Raw genomic sequence first — 18,812 nt, forward strand, 5'->3', positions numbered from 1 at the left:
CGGTCGCCCGCCACCTGTCGAAGCCCGTGCCACGATGGAGCCATGGCTGACGAGGAGGAGCGCGAGCACGACAACGAGTTCGCCTTCCGCTGGTCGTACGGCAACCCTGAGGCGCCGTTCACGATCGTGGAGTTCGGGGACTTCGAGTGCCCCTACTGCGGGGCGGCCAAGCCGGTGCTGCACGACCTGATCGAGGGCTCCGAGGGCCAGGTTCGCCTGATCTGGCGCCATTTCCCGCTGTTCACGGTGCACCCGTTCGCGCTCACCGCCGCGTTGGCCGCGGAGGCCGCCGGCAACCAAGGAGCGTTCTGGCCGATGGCCGGTCTGCTGTTCAAGAACCAGAACAGTCTCGACGACGCCTCGATCGTCCGGTACGGGAAGCAGCTCGACCTCGACACCGACCAGCTCGTCGGTGACGCGGCGCAGGCCTACGCCAGTGCGGTCCGCGCCGACTACGTCGAGGGCATCGAGGCAGGGGTGCACGGGACCCCCACGCTGTTCGTCAACGGAGAGCCGTACACCGACGCGGTCACCGTCAAGGACCTCCGCGAAGCCGTCGGGCTGTCACGCCGGCGCGCGCCACGGCCCCTCCGGTAGCGGAGGCGGCCCATCGGCCTCGTCGGGAGAGCACAACGGCAGGCGGTCGCCGAAGTAGCGCAGCACCAGCGCTCCGACCAGCCCTGCGGTCAAGGACCCGAGGAGGATGCCGACCTTGGCCTCGTTGCGCAGCGCCTCGTCGTCGAAGGCGAGCTCGCTGACGAACAGCGCGATGGTGAAGCCGATGCCGCAGAGGAAGGCGCCGCCGACCACGTGCCCGTACTGGACGCGCCCGGGAAGCGACCCGAGCCCGGTGCGGAGCGCGACGAACGCCCCGAGGGTGACGCCGACGACCTTGCCGACGAGCAGGCCGGCGACCACACCGAGCGTGATCGGGCTGCTCATGGCGTCGCCGATCGCGCCGCCGGTCAGAACCACGCCTGCGTTGGCCAGACCGAACAACGGCACGATCAGGTACGAGCTGAGCGGGTGGAGCGCGTCGAGCAGCCGGTCGCTGGTGGGGATGGCCGAGCGTACGGCGGTGACGGCCAGGCGCGACCGCGACGACTCGAGGTCCTCGATCAGCGCACGACCGTAGAACCCCAGGTAGCGCCTGACCTCGTCCTCGCGACCGCGCCGTCGGGTCGGGACCGACAGGCCGACCAGGACACCCGCGAGGGTCGGGTGCAGGCCCGACTCGAGGACGGTGACCCAGAGCCCGATGCCGACGAGGATGTACGGGGGGATCTGCCAGATGCCGACCCACCGCATCCCGAACAGGACCGCGACGAGGACACCGCTCAGCACGAGCGCCTTGATCGACAGGTCGTCGGCGTAGAACGCGCCGAGGAGCGCGATCGCGCCGATGTCGTCGAAGATCGCGAGCGTGAGGAGGAAGACCCGCAGCTGGTCGGGGCACCGCGGGCCGACGAGGGCGAGCACGCCGATCACGAACGCGGTGTCGGTCGACATCGGGACGCCCCAGCCCGCCGAGTCCGGCCCCGAGGGCGCGATGAGGAGATAGAGAGCGATCGGGACGACAAGACCTCCGACCGCGGCGAACAGCGGGACCGACGCGGCACGGAAGCTGCGCAGCTCGCCGACGGTCAGCTCTCGGTTGACCTCGAGTCCGACGACGAGGAAGAAGATCGCCATCAAGGCGTCGTTGACCCAGTGGTGCAGGGACAGGTGCACGCCCCAGCTCCCCACCTCGAGGGTCGTCGCGGTCTCCCAGAGGTGCTCGTACGACTCGCCCGGAAGGTTGGCCCAGACCAGCGCGGCGGCCGACGCGGCCAGCAGGAGCGTGGCGCCCCCACCCTCGGTCGCGAAGTAGCGACGGAGCCCGGGGGTCAGGCGCGGGTACGGCACCACGACGCGCGGCCGCGGTCCTGGACGAGTGGGGACACCGGTGGGAATCGGGTCGGTCACGGACATCAGCGTGCCAGACCGCCGGTTGGTGGGTGGCGCGATCCGTACGCGGGATCGGCAGGAATCGCGTGGTGTTCTGTCGTACCTGATCCTTATTGTCGAGCGGTGACTACCTCGACCACCGGCACCGGCCAGCCCGGCACCACCGTCCCCGCCGGGCGAGACCTGTCCTTCGCCGCGCTCGGCGTCACCGTCCTCCTCTGGGCGTCGGCGTTCGTCGGCATCCGTGCGATCGGCGAGAGCTACTCTCCCGGTGCCCTCTCGCTCGGTCGGCTGGCCGTGGCGGCGATCGCACTCTCGGTGCTCTTCGTCCCGCGGCAGCTGTCGGCCCGACGCGAGCGCCTGCCGCGGGGGCGCACGGCCTGGTTGATCGCCGGCTACGGCGTGCTGTGGTTCGGCGCCTACAACGTCGCGCTCAACGCCGGGGAGCAGCACGTCGACGCGGGCACCGCCGCGATGCTCGTCCAGCTCGGCCCGATCCTCATCGCCGTGATCGCCGGCCTCTTCCTCGGCGAGGGGTTCCCCAAGACCCTGGTGATCGGCCTGGCGATCGGGTTCGCCGGCGTCACGCTGATCGCGCTCGGCGGTGACGGCTCCCGCAACGACCTGGTCGGGGTCGTCCTCTGCGTCCTCGCGGCCGTGCTGTACGCGGCGGGCGTGCTGCTCCAGAAGCCGGTCATGGGCACGGTCAGCCCGCTCACGGTGACCTGGCTCGGCTGCGTCATCGGTGTCGTGACGTGCCTGCCCTTCGTCGGGCAGCTGGTGGAGGAGACCGCCGACGCGCCCACCAGCGCGATCCTCGGTGTCGTCTACCTCGGGCTCTTCCCCACCGCTCTCGCGTTCACGGTCTGGGCGTACGCGCTCCGCCGCGTCGGTGCCGGTCCCGCCAGCGCCACCACCTATCTGGTGCCGGCGATCGCGATCGGTCTCTCCTGGCTGTTCCTCGCCGAGGTGCCCACCCTTCTCGGATTCGCCGGCGGAGTGCTGTGCCTGGTGGGAGTGGCCGTCACCCGCCTCCGCCGGCGGTGACCGTCAGACCAGCAGGCCGCGGACCAGTCGGCTCAGGACCTCGCCGCACTCCTCCCGGACGCGAGGGCGGTCGTCGGGCGACGCCGCGGCGATCGTCATCGCGCACCCCCCGAGCATCGTGAACGCCACCGACGAGGTGGTCTCGATCGGGAGGGCCGGGATGCGCCCGGAGGAGACCAGGCGGGTCACGATCTGCTCGATCAGCCCTGCGGCGTACTCCTCCTCGCACGCCTTCCACTGCTCCCAGCCCAGCGCGATGGGGCCTTGCCGGAGCACGATCTCGGCGTAGTCGGAGTTCGTGGCGTGGTCGAGATAGGCGCTCATCGCGGCGAACGCGCCCGCAACAGGGTCCTCGTGGGCGAGGAAGGCATCGCGGGCTGCGCCCAGCCCTTCGGTCTCCGTCCGCTCCAGCACGGCGCGGTAGAGGTCCTGCTTGTCCTTGAAGTGGTGATAGACCGCGCCGCGCGTGACCTGCGCCGCCGACGCGACCTCGGAGAGGGCCGTCTTGGTGAACCCGCGCTCGACGAACATCGAGGTCGCCGTCGTGAGCAACGCCTCACGTGTCTCCTCGGAGTACTGCTCGCGTCTGCTGCGGGGGCGTGGCATACTCCCAGCATATGACATACACTGTGTATGTGACCGACAGGACGCAGGTCAGAGACTCCGCGTCTGTCGAACCGGCTCGAGGCCCCGGGACGAGAGGACTCCGATGACCACCTCGACGATCGACCGCTCCGCGTGGGAGCAGACCACGCGGCGCCAGCGCGCCCTCCACGCGCTCACCGAAACCATCAGCCAGGACCCCACCGCGCTGCCGGCTGCCGTGCGCCGCGCCCGGTCGGAGACGTTCGGCTCGCTCGACTCCCTCCTGCTCGCCGCCCATGCGCACTGGGTCCGCACCTTCGAGGCACGCCTCGACCACCTGCTCGAGCAGGGCGGGTACGGCGACCAGGCCGCCGTCGAGCGCGTCTGGCGCGACCGCTCAGGTTCTCGACGGAACCGCCGCGCTGCTCGACGCGTACGCCGACCACGAGGTGCTCGCGCGCGCCCACGCCGACCACCGTCGGCGTGCCCGGAGCACGGCGGGTGTCGACCTTCCGTCTCGCTGGGTCGGCGCCTCGCGACCGGCACAGCGCGCCCAGCGACCGGCACAGCGCGTCGAGCGTGCCGGCTGGCGGTGCCGAGCCCGGGCTCTGCTGACGCACTGATCTCACCGGTCAGGACGCGCCAGGTCTCCCAGCTTGTCGGGGTTGCGGACGATGTCGATGGCCGCGACGAGGCCGTCGACCACCGTGAACGACGTGACCGACCAGGTGCCCGTCGAGTCGCACATGACGATGCCGTAGCCGCCGTTCACGAGGGCCGGACGCACCTCGCGCGGCGGTCGCCGCAGGAACCCGAGCATGATGCGGGCCACCTGCACGGCCCCGTGCTGCGCGGCACGAGGGGCGGGCACATTGCCCCCGCCGTCCGAGCGCATCACGACGTCCGGATCGAGCACGCTGACCAACGCCGCCAGGTCACCCCCGGCGCAGGCGGCGATGAAGGCCTCGACGACCTCGCGCTGCTCGCGGACCGACGGGTTCGCCCTCGGGGCACCCTCGCGGACGTCCTTGCGCGCCCGCGCCGCGAGCTGCCGCACCGCTGCCGGGGTCCGACCGACAACACGGGCCACCTCGTCGAAGGACATCCCGAAGACGTCGTGGAACAGATAGGCCACCCGCTGCGCCGGTGTCAGCTGCTCGAGGACGACGAGCAGGGCCATGCTGACCGACTCGTCGAGGGTCACCCGGTCGGCTGGGTCGATCGCGCGAGAGGCGGCGGCGAGCGGCGGGAGCGGCTCCACGACGGGCTCCGGCAGCCACGTGCCGACGTAACGCTCGCGCCGGGCCTGGGCGCTCCCGAGCTGGTCGAGCGCGAGGTGTCCCACGGTGGTCGTGAGCCACGCGCGCAGGTCTCGGATCGCTCCGTGGTCGGCCCGCTGGAGCCGCAGCCAGGACTCCTGGACACAGTCCTCGGCAGCCGCACGGGAGCCGGTGACGGCGTAGGCCACCCGCTCCAGGTGCGCCCGGTGCTCCTCGAACCCCACGGCGAGGAGCTCGTCGGCGGTGGTCTCGCCGCCGGGAGGGCGCACGTCGTCGATCATGCGTACCGCGCCTTCAGCCACGAGGCGAACGTGGTCATCCCTCGCACGTCGGGGTCGTCGTCGACCAGCGCCCCGGCTCCGACCTCGCGCAGCGGCCCCCACGCGGGCACACGCACCGGGAGGCGTCGGCGACCGGTTGCCACGGACCATGTCCGACCAAGATCTCGCAGAGATGCCACCTGCGGGCCGGCGACCGCGAGCGTGCGACCCAGCGGGCCCGAGTCGACGGCGTCGGCGATCGCGTGAGCGACGTCGCCGACGTCGACCGGTTGCAGGGGCGCCTCCACGGAGGGGCGGATCCCGACCTTGGCGGCGCCGGCGAACAGCGTGTCGAGGAGGTCGTGGAACTGGGTCGCCCGCACGAGCGTCCACGGGACGGGCCCCGTCCGTACGACCTCCTCCTGCTCGACCTTGGCCCGGTAGTACCCGAATCCGCCCGCGTTCTGGACCTTGTCGCAGCCGACGATGGAGACCACCACGTGGTGGGCTACCCCGACCGCGCTCTCCACCTCCAGGAGACGCCGGGATCCGTCGATCAGGACCGCCTGCGCTGCCTTGGAGCCGAACCCGTTGCTCGCGTCCACGACCGCCGCGCACCCGTCGAGCACCTCGCGCAGACCCGCTCCGGTGCTCAGGTCCACCGGATGACTCGCGCTGCTGCGGCTCGCCCGCCGCACCTCGTGACCGCGCGCCTGCAACGCGGCGACCACCACGCTGCCCAGCGTGCCCGTCCCCCCGATGACTGCGACCCTCATTGTCGTCCCCTTCGCTGTGGAAGTGCTCCTACTGAGGGGACGGCGCAGCGGGCGCCGGTGTGACATGTGGCGTTATGGGACCTCGTACGGTCGCTCCGGGGGCGTCCCCGGGAGTCCGAGCAACGGGAACAGGCGGGTGTCCAGGAAGGTCGAGATGTTCGTGACCTCGCCGCCCTGGACGTCGAGGACAGTGATCGACCACGGGACGAACCCGCCCTCGGGCGCGGGCCGCCACTGCGCCAGCGCTGGAGCGCCGTTGACACTCATCGGCTCCACGCGAGATCCCAGACACTCCTTGCCGGGCCCCTCCATCCACGTCCGGATGTCCTCCCGTCCCTGGAGCCACATGACAAAAGGGGGCATGCTCTGCGTGGCGTCCTCTCTCAACAGGGACACGAAGGTGTCCATGTCGTACGCCTCGAACGCGGCGACGTACTTCGCGAGAAGCTCCTGCTGATCGGCGTCGAGCTCGTCGTAGGTGTCTCCGGACGTCGACCGCACCGTGCTCAAGGTCGCCCGGGCCCGCTGGAGCGCGCTGTTGACGGAGGCGACCGACGTGTCGAGGAGGTCGGCGACCTCGGCAGCCCTCCACCGGAGCACCTCACGGAGCACCAGCACCGCACGCTGACGCGGCGGCAGATGCTGCAGAGCCGCCACGAACGCGAGTCTGATCGACTCACGGCCTGCCGCCACCTCCGCGGGGTCGGCCGAGTCGGGGAGGATGCGCTCGTCGAGCATCGGCTCCATCCACGCCTCGTTGGCGCGCTGCGCCGCGAGCGAGTGGACGACCGGCTGCCAGGCGGTCGCGGAGAGGTCCATCGGGCGGGCGCGCCGCTGGCCGGAGCCGAGGATGTCCATGCAGACGTTGGTCGCGATCCGGTAGAGCCAGGACCGCAGGGACGATCGGCCCTCGAACTTGTCGAGGCTTCGCCAGGCGCGAACCATCGTCTCCTGGACGGCGTCCTCGGCATCGAACGCAGAGCCCAGCATGCGGTAGCAGTAGCCGGTCAGCTCCCGGCGATAGGTCTCGAGCTCGAGCTCGGTCGTTGCAATGGCCGTCATGGTCCCTCCCCCATCCGCAGCAGTTTCCCACCGCCACACCCACAGGAAAACGTACGCAACTGACAGTTCTCGGACGAGCGAGTTGTCAGCCGGTTGCCGGGCGCCCGTGGCCGGAACCGGTCACAGGGCTAGCGGAGTGACCTACGTCACTCTAGCGTCTGTTGAAACGTTCCAAACGCTTCCAGCGAAGGAGCCACCGTGGTGATCCCACCCCGCCCTCTCGTTCTCGTCGCCGCAGCCGCACTCCTGCTCGGCCTCCAGACGCCCGCCGCCGCCACGATCGACGCCTCAGCCTCCACCGCCGCCACCGCGTCGTCCGCTCCGCCGACGGTCGGCGCGCTCCGGGTCAACGGAACGGAGAACCCGCTCGGGATCGACGGCAGGAAACCACGCCTGGGCTGGCAGCTCGACGCGGACCGCCGCGGCGTCACCCAGAGCGCCTACCAGGTCCGCGTGGCGCGCAGCGAAGCGCGGCTGAGCGACCCCGACGTGTGGGACAGCGGCAAGGTCGAGTCCCGCCAGTCCGTCGAGGTGCCGTACGGCGGGCCTGCTCTGGCCTCCGGCACCGGCTACGTGTGGTCGGTCCGGGTCTGGGACGACACGGGCGCGGCGTCGTCGTGGAGCGACCCCGCCACGTTCGAGACCGGTCTCCTCACGGCCTCGGACTGGAAGGCCGCGTGGGTCGGCGCCGCCCGCCCAGAGCTGGGCGCGCACTGGACGGACTACACGATCGAGTTCACGGCCTCGCGTATCTCCGGCGCCCTCGGCGTCTACTTCCGCGGCCGCGACACCGAACACGCCTACATGTGGCAGATCAGCGAGGCGGAGAAGTCGCTGCGACCGCACGTCAAGGACGGCGGATACCGAGTCCTCCCGGCGACGCCGTTCCCTGCCGGCTTCGACTTCGCGGCCGAGCACCGCTACCGCGTCGAGGTCGACGGCACGACGATCAGGACCTCGGTGGACGGGGCGCTGCTCGACGAGCGCACCGACGCAACCTTCACCGGCGCCGGCGCCCTCGGCTTCCGCACCAGCGCACCCGAGACCGGGCTGGTGCACGACGTGGTGGTCACCTCCGACGACGGCACCACGCTCGTCGACACCACCTTCCCCGCTGGCGACCGCACCTTCTCTGCCGGCACGGTCGCCGACGGCACGCTCAGGGTCGACGCCGCCGGCCCCGAGGTGTGGCTGCGACGCGACGATCCCGTCCCCCTGCTCCGCAAGGAGTTCGACCTGGCGGGCAAAGAGGTGGAGCGTGCGCGCGTCTACGCGTCCGCGCGCGGCGTCTACCGCCTGCACCTCAACGGCGAGCGTGTCGGCGACCACGAGCTCGCCCCCGGCTGGACCGCGTACGACAAGCGCATCGACCACCAGACGTACGACGTCACCGACCTCGTCCGCTCCGGCGACAACGCCTTCGGGGCCGAGCTCTCCCGCGGCTGGTACACCGGCAACATCGCGATGTTCGGCCCCAACACGTACGGCACCGACACCTCCCTGATCGCCCAGCTCGTGGTCGACTTCACCGACGGCACCTCGACCACGGTCGCGACCGACGGCTCCTGGAACGCGACCGACGGCCCTGTGCGCGCGGCCGACCTGCTCGACGGAGAGACCTTCGACCGGCGGCGTGCCGATGCCCTCGGTGACTGGGACGAGCCGTCGTACGAGCCCGAGGGCTGGACCGACGTGGTCGTCCGCGACGAGCCGGTGGACACGCTCGAGCCGCAGACCGCGCCGCCGGTCCGCGTGACCCAGGAGCTCACCGAGACCCGCCGGATCGACTCTCCGACCGACGGTGCCCACCTCTACGACCTCGGCCAGAACATGGTCGGCCACGTCCGCCTGACCCTCGACGGCGACAAGGGCGACACGGTCCGGATCCGTCACGGCGAGGTGCTCAATCCCGACGGCACCCTCTACACCGCCAACCTCCGCAGCGCGAAGGCGACCGACTACTACACGCTCGGCTCCGACGGCCCCGAGACGTACGAGCCCGCGTTCACGTTCCACGGATTCCGCTACGTCGAGGTCACCGGCGTCGATGAAGCGCCGGACGCCGAGGACGTCGTGGGTGTCGTCGTGGGCACCGACGGAGAGCTCACCTCCGAGCTCGACACCTCCTCCGACCTCGTCGACCAGCTCCACCGCAACATCGTCTGGGGCATGCGGGGCAACTTCCTCTCGATCCCGACCGACACCCCGGCTCGCGACGAGCGGATGGGGTGGACCGGTGATATCAACGTGTTCGCCCGCACGGCGGTCTACGACATGGACGCGCAGACGTTCCTGGACAAGTGGCTCCAGGACCTCCGCGACACCCAGCGCGCCAACGGGTCGCTGCCGGGCGTCGCGCCGATCGTGCCCGGACGGTTCGACGGCGGGTACGAGTCGGCGGGGTGGATGGACGCCGGCGTGCACGTGCCGTGGACGCTGTGGCGGGCGTACGGAGACACCGAGGTGATCCGCGACAACTACACGATGATGAAGAAGTACGTCGACTTCCTCGACGCCGACTCGACCAACCACATCCGGTCGGCCGGCGGATACCTCGACTGGCTCAACCTCGACGACCCGACGCCGGCCGACGTGCTGGACACCGCCTTCGTCGCGAAGAGCACCCGCGAGTTCGCCCAGATGGCTGAGGCGATCGGCAACGACGCGGACGCTGCGGCCTACCAGGCACGGTACGAGGCGATCCGCGCTGCGTACCAGGACGCCTTCGTCGCCGCCGACGGGACGGTGAAGGGCGACAGCCAGACCTCGTACATCCTCACGATCATCAACGACCTGGCACCGGCCGACCGGCTCGACGCGGTGGTCGACCAGTTCGTCGAGACGCTCGAGCGCCGCGACTACCACCTCTCGACCGGCTTCCTCGGGGTCGACGGACTGCTGCCGGCGCTGACGAAGGCGGGCCGCACCGACATCGCGTACCGGCTCCTGCAGAACGAGGACTACCCCTCCTGGGGGTACGAGATCGGCAAGGGCGCGACCACGATCTGGGAGCGCTGGAACTCGATCAACCCCGACGGCACCTTCAACGACGTCGGCATGAACTCGTTCAACCACTACGCGTACGGCGCTGTCGGCGAGTGGATGTACCGGACGATGGCCGGGGTCTCCGAGCTCGAGCCGGGCTACCGCAAGGTGCTGGTCGCGCCGGAGCCGGGCGAGGGCATCGACCACGTGACGTTTGCGGTCGAGACGCGCTACGGACCGGTCCGCAGCGCGTGGAAGAAGGTCAGCGGCGGGCTCGATCTCGAGGTGTCCGTGCCGGCGAACACGACGGCGGAGATCCGGATCCCGGCACCAGGCCGCTGGGCGGTGACCGAGGGCGGTGGTGCCGCGGAGTCGGCCGACGGGGTGCGGTTCGTCGCGTACGAGGACGGGCACGCCGTGTACGAGGTGGGGTCGGGCGACTACCGCTTCGGCATCGACCGCGCGCTCGGCGAGCTGGGTGAGGCGGCCGCGGACGTGGACGTGCTGGCCGGGCAGGTCGACGCGCTGGCGACGAAGGGCCTGCTGACGCGGCTGCTGAAGCGGCACCTGCAGGCCGAGGTCGCCACGCTGGACCGCCAGGTCGAGCAGGCTCGCGCGGCTCGCGCCGAGGGCGACCGTGACACGGCGGCAACGCGAACTCACCAGGGGCTCGCCACCGTGTCGGCGCTCGAGCTGTGGGTTGACCTGCAGCGCGTGCTGCGGCTGGTCGACACACCGACCGCCGCGTCGCTGAAGGCGACGCTCGCGCGCATCGACGGGCATCTCTCGGCCGCGTCGGGCGTCATCGTCGGGGCGGTCGCCAAGGCCGAGCCGCGGGGCCCGGTCCACCTGGCGGGCGACACCGTACGGGTCGCGGTGACGTTGCAGAACACCGGCACGAAGTCCCTGCCGAACGTGACGAGCGCGCTGCGCTCGGCATCGGGCTGGACAGTGGAGCCGGTCGGGGCGCGGCCGGCCACGGTCGCTGCCGGGACGACGGTCACCCACCTGTACGACGTGGTCGTGCCTGACGGCTCTCCGATCGGTGCGGAGACACTGACGGGCACGGTGTCGTACCGCCAGAGCTGGGGCAGGGCCACGCTCCCGGTCTCCGCCGACGTCGTCGTCTCCCCCACGCTCACGCTCGACTCCGCGGCCGTGGCGCCACAGGCCGCGACCGCAGGCGACGAGGTGACGGTGACGGCGGTCGTCCGCAACCACAGCACGCGGCCGGCCTCGGGCGAGCTGACGGTGTCAGGCCCCGGGGTGACCTCGCCGGCACCGACGTCGTACACGGTGCCGGCCGGCGCCACGGCGGACGTGCCGGTGACGGTGACGGTTCCGACGACGGTCGTCGGAGGCCCGCTGACACTCACCGCCTCGACGGGAGCGACGGAGTCGCAGAAGGCGGCGGCGACCCTCGGCGTGACGTTGACGACGCCGCCGCCCGGTGCCGTCGACCACGTCGACGTGGGCCTCTCCGCGTCGGAGCAGGCGCACGGCCTGACCGCGTCGCCGAACAGCGGCACGAACGTCGAAGCCGGACTGACCCGCCGCTACACGCACTCGTCGTACCCGGGGGGCTGGTTCGAGATGGACCTCGACGTGCCGGCGGGCAAGGCGTTCGTGCTGCGGGCCGTCGAGACGTACGACGGGGCGCGCCGCAAGACGTACGACATCGTCGTGGACGGTGTGGTCGTGCACTCGCACGACGCGAGGCGTACGGAGGGTGGCGAGGGCACGCAGACGTACCAGGTGCTCGTCGACCGGCCCGACCTCACCGCAGACGGCACGGTGCGCGTGAGGTTCCAGGACACCGGCGCCGACTACGACCCGTCGATCGCCGACGTCTGGTCGCTCCCGGTCTCGTAGACACCCCGCACCCCGCTCGCGGGTCACTCTCCTCGGCCCGCGGGTCACTCTCCTCGGCCCGCGGGTCACTCTCCTCGGCCCGCGGGTCACTCTCCTCGGCCCGCGGGTCACTCTCCTCGGCCCGCGGGTCACTCTCCTCGGCCCGCGGGTCACTCGCTTCGGCCCGCGGGTCACTCGCTTCGGCTCGCGGGTCACTCTCCTCGGCCCGCGGGTCACTCGCTTTGGCTCGCGGGTCACTCGCTTTGGCCCGCGGGTCACTCTCCTCGGCCCGCGGGTCACTCTCCCGGTCGAGGGTGACCCACGAGTCCCAGGGAGTGACCCGCGAGTCCCAGAGGGTGACCCGCGAGTCCCAGAGGGTGACCCGCGAGTCCCAGGGAGTGACCCCCGACGGCCAAAGGGTGACCCGCGAGTGGTCGGGTCAGATGAGGTCGTGGCGTACGGCCCAGACGACGGCCTCGATCGGTGTCGAGACCTCGAGCGCCGAGCACACCGTGCGCAGACGGCGCCGTACGGTCCGCTCCGACAGGAGGAGGCGACGGCCGACCGCCTCGACCGTGAGCCCTTTCGCGACGAGAGCGAGCAGGACGAGGTCGTCACGGTCGAGCCGACCCTGGCCGTCCCGTGTCACCGTTCCCCCGTCCCCCCGCACGTTGTGTTTACCCCCTGGGGATCAGCCGTTGGAGCTGGGTGACGTGCGACGGCTGCAGCTCGTCGACGCTGCTGACTCCCAGCAGGCGCATGGTGCGCTCGAGCTGGGTGGAGAGGATCTCGATCGCGCGGTCGACACCGGCCCGTCCACCGGCCATCAACCCGTACAGGTAGGCGCGTCCGATGAGCGTGAAGTCGGCCCCCAGGGCGAGCGCCGCGACGATGTCGGCGCCGGACATGATGCCGGTGTCGAGGTGGATCTCGGTCGTGCCCTTGACCTCGCGGGCGACGTCCGGCAGCAGGTGGAACGGGATGGGCGCTCGGTCGAGCTGACGGCCACCGTGGTTGGAGAGCACGATCGCGTCGACACCCATCTCGGCGAGGCGCGAGGCGTCCTCGACGCTCTGCACCCCCTTGACGACGAGCTTGCCCGGCCACTGCTCCTTGATCCACGCGAGGTCCTCGTAGTCGACCGTCGGGTCGAACATCGTGTCGAGGAGCTCGGCGACCGTGCCCGACCAGCGGTCGAGCGAGGCGAACGCCAGGGGCTCGGTCGTGAGGAAGTTGATCCACCAGGCCGGCCGCGGGATCGCGTTGACCACTGTCCGCGGCGTGAGCGTGGGCGGGATCGTCATGCCGTTGCGGGTGTCGCGCAGCCGCGCGCCGGCCACCGGGACGTCGACGGTCACGACGAGCGCCTCGAACCCCGCCGCGGCGGCGCGCTCGACCAGCGCCATCGACCGCTCGCGGTCCTTCCACATGTAGAGCTGGAACCAGTTGCGCCCTGCCGGGTTGGCTGCCCGTACGTCCTCGATCGAGGCAGTGCCCATCGTCGACAGCGCGAACGGGATGCCGGCCGCTCCCGCCGCGCCCGCCCCGGCGTACTCGCCCTCGGTCTGCATCATGCGGGTGAAGCCGGTCGGCGCGATCCCGAACGGCAGCGCCGACGTGGCGCCGAGGACCTGGCACGAGGTGTCGACCTTGGAGACGTCGCGGAGGATCCGAGGGTGGAACGTCACGTCCTGGAACGCCTGACGCGCTCGGGCCAGCGACAGCTCCTCCTCAGCGGCTCCGTCGGTGTAGTCGAACGCCGGGCGTGGGGTCCGCCGCTTCGCGATCGTACGGAGATCGTCGATCGTGAGGGCCGACGCGAGCCGACGCTCGCGCGGGCTGAGGACCGGCTTCTTGAACTTCAGCAGCGGTCCGAGATCGCGGGGGTGGGGTACGCGTCGATCCATCAGGAGACCTTTCCGAGCGGGCGAGGAAGATAGTGCTGCTGGTCCAGCGTGCTCCCGACGAGAGCGCGGAGCGCGTCCAGGTCGCCGGACACGGCGCCGAGCGTCCGGCCCTGCACGAGCGCGTTGCCGAGCGCGGTGGCCTCCACCGGTCCGGCGAGCACCTCGAGCCCTGATCGGTCGGCGGTGAGCTGGCACAGCAGCCCGTTGAGCGCGCCACCACCGACGATCTGGATCCGGCGGACCCGGCGACCCGCGAGCTCCGCGGCGCGGCGGAGCGTGGTCGCGAACGCCTCGGCGAGGCTCTCGAGGATCGCGCGTGTCGTCTCCGGGCGACCGGTCGGCGGCCGCAGGCCGTGCTCTGCGGCGTACGCACGGATCCGTGCCGGGACGTCGCCCGGCGGGAGGAAGCGCGGGTCGTCGACGTCGAAGAGCAGCGGTGTCTCGACCTCGGCGGCGGCAGCCAGCAGGGACGCCAGCTCGACCGGTCGCCCGTCCTCGCGCTCCCACGTGCGTACGGACTCGCTCAGCAGCCACAGACCCATCACGTTGTGGAGGAACCGGACGCGCCCGTCGACGCCCCCCTCGTTCGTGAAGCCTGCCTGCCGTGCCGCGTCGTCGAGGACAGGTCGCTCGAGCTCGAGCCCGGCCAGCCCCCAGGTGCCGCACGACACGTACGCGTCGTCCGGCCCCAGCACCGTGCCGGCGACCGCCGAGGCCGTGTCGTGCGAGCCCACGGTGGTGACGGTCAGGTCGTGCCCGCCGAGCTCCGCCGCGACGTGCGGCAGCAGCCCTCCGAGCGTGGTCCCGGGGGCGACCAGCGGCGCCAGGAGGTCCGGCGCGATGCCGAGCGTCTTGGCGAGGTCGGTGTCCCAGGTGCCGGTCGTCACGTCGAGCAGGCCCGTGGTCGAGGCGTTGGTGAGCTCGGTCCCGACGTGGCCGCTCAGCCAGTGCCCGATGAGGTCCGGCACCATCAGCATCGTGTCGGCGTGCTCCAGGTGGGTGCCGTCGGCGACGAGCTGGAAGACCGTGTTGAACGGCAGGTGCTGCAGCCCGTTGCGCGCATAGAGGGCAGCGGGCGCCATAGTCGCGTGCACGGACTCCACGGCGGCCGCGGTGCGGCTGTCGCGGTAGTGGAACGGCGTCGAGACCATCCGCCCGTCCCGCAGCAGGGCGTAGTCGACCGCCCAGCTGTCGACCGCCACGCCGGCGAGGCCGGGCGTGGAGCGTACGGCGAGCCGCAGGCCGTCGACGACCTCGCGGAAGAGCCCGACGACGTCCCAGTGCAGACCGTCGGGCAGCCGCACCGGTGCGTTCGCGAACCGGTGCACGACCTCCAGCCGCGCACCGTCCGGGCCGACCTCGGCCACCACCACGCGTCCGCTGGTGGCGCCGAGGTCGACCGAGGCGACGTGGACAGGCTCAGACATGCACCGGCCTCAGCGCAGGAACGCGGCGGCGACGCCGGCGTCCACGGGGATGTGCAGCCCGGTCGTGTGGCTCAGCTCGGCGCTGCAGAGGACGAACACCGCGTTGGCGATGTTGGCAGGCAGCACCTCGCGCTTGAGGATGGTCCGCTGCGCGTAGAACTTGCCGAGGTCCTTCTCCTCCACGCCGTAGACCGCGGCGCGGTTCGCGCCCCAGCCGCTGGCGAAGATGCCCGAGCCCTGGACGACACCGTCGGGGTTCACGCCGTTGACCTTGATGCCGTACGCGCCGAGCTCGGCCGCGAGCAACCGGACCTGGTGCGCCTGGTCGGCCTTCGCCGCGCCGTACGCCACGTTGTTGGGGCCGGCGAAGATCGAGTTCTTCGAGGAGATGTAGACGACGTCGCCGCCCATCTCCTGCTCGATCATCACCTTCGCCGTGGCCTTCGAGACGAGGAACGACCCCTTGGCCATGACGTCGTGCTGGAGGTCCCAGTCCTTCTCGGTGGTCTCCAGCAGCGAGCGCGAGAGCGAGAGGCCGGCGTTGTTGACGACGAGGTCGACACCGCCGAACGCGAGCACCGCCGCGTCCACGGCTGCCTGGACGGCGTCGGCGTCGGAGACGTCGACCTGGACGCCGACCGCGACGTCGGTGCTCCCGAGCTCGGCCGCAGCCTCCTGGGCCTTCTCCAGATCGAGGTCGGCGATGACGACGCAGGCGCCCTCGGCGGCGAGCTTCTCCGCGGTGGCCCTGCCGATGCCGGACGCAGCGCCGGTGACGAGCGCGACGCGGGTGGCCAGCGGCTTGGGCTTCGGCATCCGCTGGAGCTTGGCCTCCTCCAGCGCCCAGTACTCGATGCGGAACTTCTCCGACTCGTCGATCGGCGCGTATGTCGAGAGCCCCTCGGCGCCGCGCATCACGTTGATCGCGTTGACGTAGAACTCACCGGCGACGCGGGCGGTCTGCTTGTCCTTGCCGAAGCTGAACATGCCGACACCCGGGACCAGCACGATGAGCGGATCGGCACCCCGGATCGCGGGGCTGTCCGACGTCGCGTGCCGGTCGTAGTACGCCTGGTAGTCCTCGCGGTAGGACCCCGCGAGCTCCTTCAGGCGGGCGATCGAGTCCTCGACCGACGCGTCCGCGGGGAGGTCGAGCACGAGCGGCTTGACCTTCGTACGGAGGAAGTGGTCGGGGCACGAGGTGCCGAGCTCGGCGAGCCGCGGGTGCTCGGCGTGCGAGAGGAAGTCGAGCACCACGTCGGAGTCGGTGAAGTGGCCGACCATCGGGCGGTCCTGGCTCGCGATCCCGCGGATCGTCGGCGCGAGCGCGGCAGCCTTGGCGCGCCGCTCGTCCTCCGGCAGCGCGGTGTACCCGTCGAGGGCGGGGCCGAACGGCTCGGGCTTGCTGTGCTCCTCGATGTAGGCCGCCGCGGTGCGGATGATCCACAGCGAGTTCTGCTCGGCCTCCTCGGAGGTGTCGCCCCACGCCGTGATGCCGTGCCCGCCGAGGACGCAGCCGATCGCCTGCGGGTTCTTGGCCTTGATCTCGGCGATGTCGAGCCCGAGCTGGAAGCCGGGACGACGCCACGGGACCCAGACGACCTTGTCGCCGAAGATCTTGCCGGTCAGCTCCTCGCCGTCGGCGGCGGTCGCGACCGCGATCCCGGAGTCGGGGTGCAGGTGGTCGACGTGCGCCGCGTCGACGAGCCCGTGCATCGCGGTGTCGATCGACGGAGCGGCACCACCCTTGCCGTGGAGGCAGTAGTCGAACGCCGCGACCATCTCGTCCTCGCGCTCGACGCCCGGGTAGACGTCGACGAGCGCACGCATGCGGTCCAGGCGCAGGACGGCGAGGCCGGACTCCTTGAGCGTGCCGAGGTCGCCTCCCGAGCCCTTGACCCACAGGAGGTCGACGGCCTCGCCGGTGACCGGGTCGGTCTCGGTGCCCTTGGCAGACGTGTTGCCGCCGGCGTAGTTGGTGTTGCGCGGATCGGCGCCGAGGCGGTTCGAGCGCTCGATGAGCGCCTTCGCGGTCTCGTTGGCGGCGTTCGCCGTGGTGTTGTCGGACATCGTGCTCATCAGCTCCATCCGGCCTGGGTCCCGCCGACCCGATCGGCCTCGATCTGTTCCTGGTAGCCGCTGGCGAGGTAGGCCTGCATCGGGTTGGACGGCAGGCCCTGCGTCTCGCGCCATGCGGCGAGGTCGGTACGTACGTCGGTGTAGAAGGCGTCCATGAAGATCTCGTTGGCAAGGAGGACGTCACCGTCAGCCTGGGCCGCGGTCAGCGCCGCGGTGTCGACGAGCAGCGCACGCGCGGTCATCTCCTGCACGTTGAGCACCGAGCGGATCTGCCCGGGGATCTTCTTCTCGATGTTGTGGCACTGGTCGAGCATGAACGCGACGTCGCCGTCCTTGCCGTACCCGCCGCCACGGACGACCTCGAACAGGATCCGGAAGAGCTGGTACGGGTCCGCCGCGCCCACGATGAGGTCGTCGTCGGCGTAGAAGCGCGAGTTGAAGTCGAACGAGCCGAGCTTCCCGAGGCGCAGCAGCTGGGCGACGATGAACTCGATGTTGGTGCCGGGGGCGTGGTGGCCGGTGTCGAGGCAGACGACCGCGTTGTCCCCGAGGGCGGCGACCTGCGTGTACGCCGTGCCCCAGTCCGGCACGTCGGTGTGGTAGAAGGACGGCTCGAAGAACTTGTACTCGAGCACGAGACGCTGGTCGGCGGACAGGCGCTCATAGATCGTGGCGAGCGACTCCGCGAGGCGGTCCTGCCGTCCGCGCATGTCCGCCTGGCCGGGGTAGTTGCTGCCCTCGGCGAGCCAGATCTTGAGGTCGCGCGAGCCGGTCGCGTCCATCACGTCGATGCACTCGAAGTGGTGGTCGATCGCCTTCTGGCGGATCTTCGGATCGGTGTGGGTCAGGGCGCCGAGCTTGTAGTCGTCGTCCTGGAACGTGTTGCTGTTGATGGTGCCCAGGCCGATGCCCTGGTCCTCGGCGAAGCGGCGCAGCGCCGCGTAGTCGTCGGTCTGGTCCCACGGGATGTGGAGCGCGACGCGCGGGGCGAGGCCGGTGAAGCGGTGGACCGCGGCCGCGTCGGCGATCTTCTCCTCGACCGTACGAGGTGTGCCGGGCGAGCCGAAGACCTTGAAGCGCGTGCCGGAGTTGCCGTAGGCCCAGGAGGGAACCTCGATCTCCTGCTCGGTGAGCCGCGACGCGATGTCGGCGAAGTTCGTCATGTCAGTTGCTCTCTCCTCGCGCACGGGTCTCGCGCGCGGTCGTCTGTGCCGTCGAAGTCTCGGTCGCCTGGTGGGCAGCCAGCTGGTCCTCGAGGTGGAAGATCTCCTCCAGCTCGAGGAAGCCTTCGTCAGGTGCTCCGTCGAGGTCCTCGAAGAGCTCGGCCATCTCGGCCTGCCACCGCCGGTTGACGTCGGTGGCCGCCATCCGGGCGCGGGCCCGCTCGAGCGACTCGGTCTCGAGGTAGCCGATCAGGAGCCCGTCGGGGCGGAGGAACAGCGAGTAGTTGTGCCAGCCGGCGGCGTCCAGGGCCTCCAACATCTCTGGCCACACCGCGGCGTGGCGCCGGCGGTACTCGTCGATCCGGTCCTGCCGGACCTGAAGCTGGAAGCACACGCGGCGCATCGTTCCTCCGGAAGTGTTCGGGAGTGGTTCCCGGTCACCC

Annotated in this window: 15 protein-coding genes; 4 read left to right on the plus strand and 11 right to left on the minus strand. The window is 71.0% G+C overall.

All coding sequences use genetic code 11. The annotated features are described in order from the left end of the window. Window positions 1–42: 42 nt before the first annotated feature. Complete coding sequence (locus KV102_RS06115; protein ID WP_220342643.1) at window positions 43–597, plus strand: DsbA family protein; 555 nt, start codon at window positions 43–45, stop codon at window positions 595–597. Here the strand turns inward: KV102_RS06115 and nhaA are convergent. Beyond that, window positions 565–1,965 carry a Na+/H+ antiporter NhaA gene (gene nhaA, locus KV102_RS06120; RefSeq protein WP_220345602.1) on the minus strand — a complete coding sequence of 467 codons (1,401 nt, stop codon included), beginning with the start codon at window positions 1,963–1,965 and terminating at the stop codon, window positions 565–567. The two genes, KV102_RS06115 and nhaA, sit on opposite strands and share 33 nt — an antisense overlap. A 105-nt stretch (window positions 1,966–2,070) precedes the next feature. Here nhaA and KV102_RS06125 point away from each other — a divergent pair, with 105 nt between their 5' ends. Then, window positions 2,071–2,994, plus strand: coding sequence for a DMT family transporter (locus KV102_RS06125; protein ID WP_301022665.1), 924 nt, complete (start codon window positions 2,071–2,073; stop codon window positions 2,992–2,994). 3 nt (window positions 2,995–2,997) lie between these two features. Here the strand turns inward: KV102_RS06125 and KV102_RS06130 are convergent, their stop codons facing one another. Then, on the minus strand, window positions 2,998–3,600 hold the full coding sequence (locus KV102_RS06130; RefSeq protein WP_220342645.1) for a TetR/AcrR family transcriptional regulator: 603 nt from the start codon (window positions 3,598–3,600) through the stop codon (window positions 2,998–3,000). Between the two features lie 275 nt (window positions 3,601–3,875). On the opposite strand from KV102_RS06130, the gene KV102_RS06135 reads away from it, so the two are divergent. Further along, window positions 3,876–4,202, plus strand: coding sequence for a hypothetical protein (locus KV102_RS06135; RefSeq protein WP_220345603.1), 327 nt, complete (start codon window positions 3,876–3,878; stop codon window positions 4,200–4,202). A 2-nt stretch (window positions 4,203–4,204) separates the two neighbouring features. Here KV102_RS06135 and sigJ read toward each other — a convergent pair whose 3' ends face one another. From sigJ to KV102_RS06150, 3 genes are all read right to left on the minus strand, one after another. Beyond that, entirely contained in the window at window positions 4,205–5,161 is a 957-nt protein-coding gene (gene sigJ, locus KV102_RS06140) for an RNA polymerase sigma factor SigJ (protein WP_308290240.1), read from the minus strand. After that, window positions 5,137–5,895 carry an SDR family oxidoreductase gene (locus KV102_RS06145; protein WP_220345604.1) on the minus strand — a complete coding sequence of 253 codons (759 nt, stop codon included), beginning with the start codon at window positions 5,893–5,895 and terminating at the stop codon, window positions 5,137–5,139. The genes sigJ and KV102_RS06145 overlap by 25 nt, the downstream gene beginning before the upstream one ends. Before the next feature lie 72 nt (window positions 5,896–5,967). Next, on the minus strand, window positions 5,968–6,957 hold the full coding sequence (locus tag KV102_RS06150) for a sigma-70 family RNA polymerase sigma factor (RefSeq protein WP_220345605.1): 990 nt from the start codon (window positions 6,955–6,957) through the stop codon (window positions 5,968–5,970). 198 nt (window positions 6,958–7,155) lie between these two features. Here KV102_RS06150 and KV102_RS06155 point away from each other — a divergent pair, with 198 nt between their 5' ends. After that, window positions 7,156–11,814, plus strand: coding sequence for a family 78 glycoside hydrolase catalytic domain (locus tag KV102_RS06155; RefSeq protein WP_308290241.1), 4,659 nt, complete (start codon window positions 7,156–7,158; stop codon window positions 11,812–11,814). Between the two features lie 418 nt (window positions 11,815–12,232). Here KV102_RS06155 and KV102_RS06160 read toward each other — a convergent pair whose 3' ends face one another. The 6 genes from KV102_RS06160 to KV102_RS06185 are packed head-to-tail and all read right to left on the minus strand — an operon-like array spanning window position 12,233 to window position 18,763. Next, the gene (locus tag KV102_RS06160) at window positions 12,233–12,442 is read right to left on the minus strand and encodes a LuxR C-terminal-related transcriptional regulator (protein ID WP_220345606.1); all 210 of its coding nucleotides are present in this window, start codon (window positions 12,440–12,442) and stop codon (window positions 12,233–12,235) included. Window positions 12,443–12,470: 28 nt separating this feature from the next. Continuing rightward, window positions 12,471–13,700, minus strand: a complete 1,230-nt coding sequence (locus KV102_RS06165) for an alpha-hydroxy acid oxidase (RefSeq protein ID WP_220345607.1) — start codon at window positions 13,698–13,700, stop codon at window positions 12,471–12,473. Continuing rightward, the gene (locus KV102_RS06170) at window positions 13,700–15,127 is read right to left on the minus strand and encodes a rhamnulokinase family protein (protein ID WP_220345608.1); all 1,428 of its coding nucleotides are present in this window, start codon (window positions 15,125–15,127) and stop codon (window positions 13,700–13,702) included. Before KV102_RS06170 ends, KV102_RS06165 begins: the two co-directional genes overlap by 1 nt. Before the next feature lie 9 nt (window positions 15,128–15,136). Continuing rightward, window positions 15,137–17,206: a bifunctional aldolase/short-chain dehydrogenase gene (locus tag KV102_RS06175; RefSeq protein WP_255560569.1), complete on the minus strand. Its 2,070-nt coding sequence runs from the start codon at window positions 17,204–17,206 to the stop codon at window positions 15,137–15,139. Further along, window positions 17,206–18,369 (minus strand): L-rhamnose isomerase, encoded by a 1,164-nt coding sequence (rhaI, locus tag KV102_RS06180; RefSeq protein WP_220342651.1) that lies wholly within the window; start codon window positions 18,367–18,369, stop codon window positions 17,206–17,208. The genes KV102_RS06175 and rhaI overlap by 1 nt, the downstream gene beginning before the upstream one ends. 1 nt (window position 18,370) lies before the next feature. Beyond that, entirely contained in the window at window positions 18,371–18,763 is a 393-nt protein-coding gene (locus tag KV102_RS06185) for an L-rhamnose mutarotase (RefSeq protein WP_308290242.1), read from the minus strand. Window positions 18,764–18,812 lie beyond the last annotated feature (49 nt).

The organism is Mumia sp. zg.B53, assembly GCF_019550935.1.
Classification (GTDB): Bacteria; Actinomycetota; Actinomycetes; order Propionibacteriales; family Nocardioidaceae; genus Mumia.

What these genes read in the sequence shown, in the direction of transcription:
- KV102_RS06115 (WP_220342643.1), top strand. Translation starts at nt 43, where the DNA reads ATGGCTGACGAGGAGGAGCGCGAGCACGACAACGAGTTCGCCTTCCGC.
- KV102_RS06135 (WP_220345603.1), top strand. Translation starts at nt 3,876, where the DNA reads ATGCGCACTGGGTCCGCACCTTCGAGGCACGCCTCGACCACCTGCTCG.
- KV102_RS06150 (WP_220345605.1), bottom strand. Translation starts at nt 6,957, where the DNA reads ATGACGGCCATTGCAACGACCGAGCTCGAGCTCGAGACCTATCGCCGG.
- KV102_RS06170 (WP_220345608.1), bottom strand. Translation starts at nt 15,127, where the DNA reads ATGTCTGAGCCTGTCCACGTCGCCTCGGTCGACCTCGGCGCCACCAGC.
- KV102_RS06145 (WP_220345604.1), bottom strand. Translation starts at nt 5,895, where the DNA reads ATGAGGGTCGCAGTCATCGGGGGGACGGGCACGCTGGGCAGCGTGGTG.
- KV102_RS06175 (WP_255560569.1), bottom strand. Translation starts at nt 17,206, where the DNA reads ATGAGCACGATGTCCGACAACACCACGGCGAACGCCGCCAACGAGACC.
- KV102_RS06130 (WP_220342645.1), bottom strand. Translation starts at nt 3,600, where the DNA reads ATGCCACGCCCCCGCAGCAGACGCGAGCAGTACTCCGAGGAGACACGT.
- KV102_RS06165 (WP_220345607.1), bottom strand. Translation starts at nt 13,700, where the DNA reads ATGGATCGACGCGTACCCCACCCCCGCGATCTCGGACCGCTGCTGAAG.
- rhaI (WP_220342651.1), bottom strand. Translation starts at nt 18,369, where the DNA reads ATGACGAACTTCGCCGACATCGCGTCGCGGCTCACCGAGCAGGAGATC.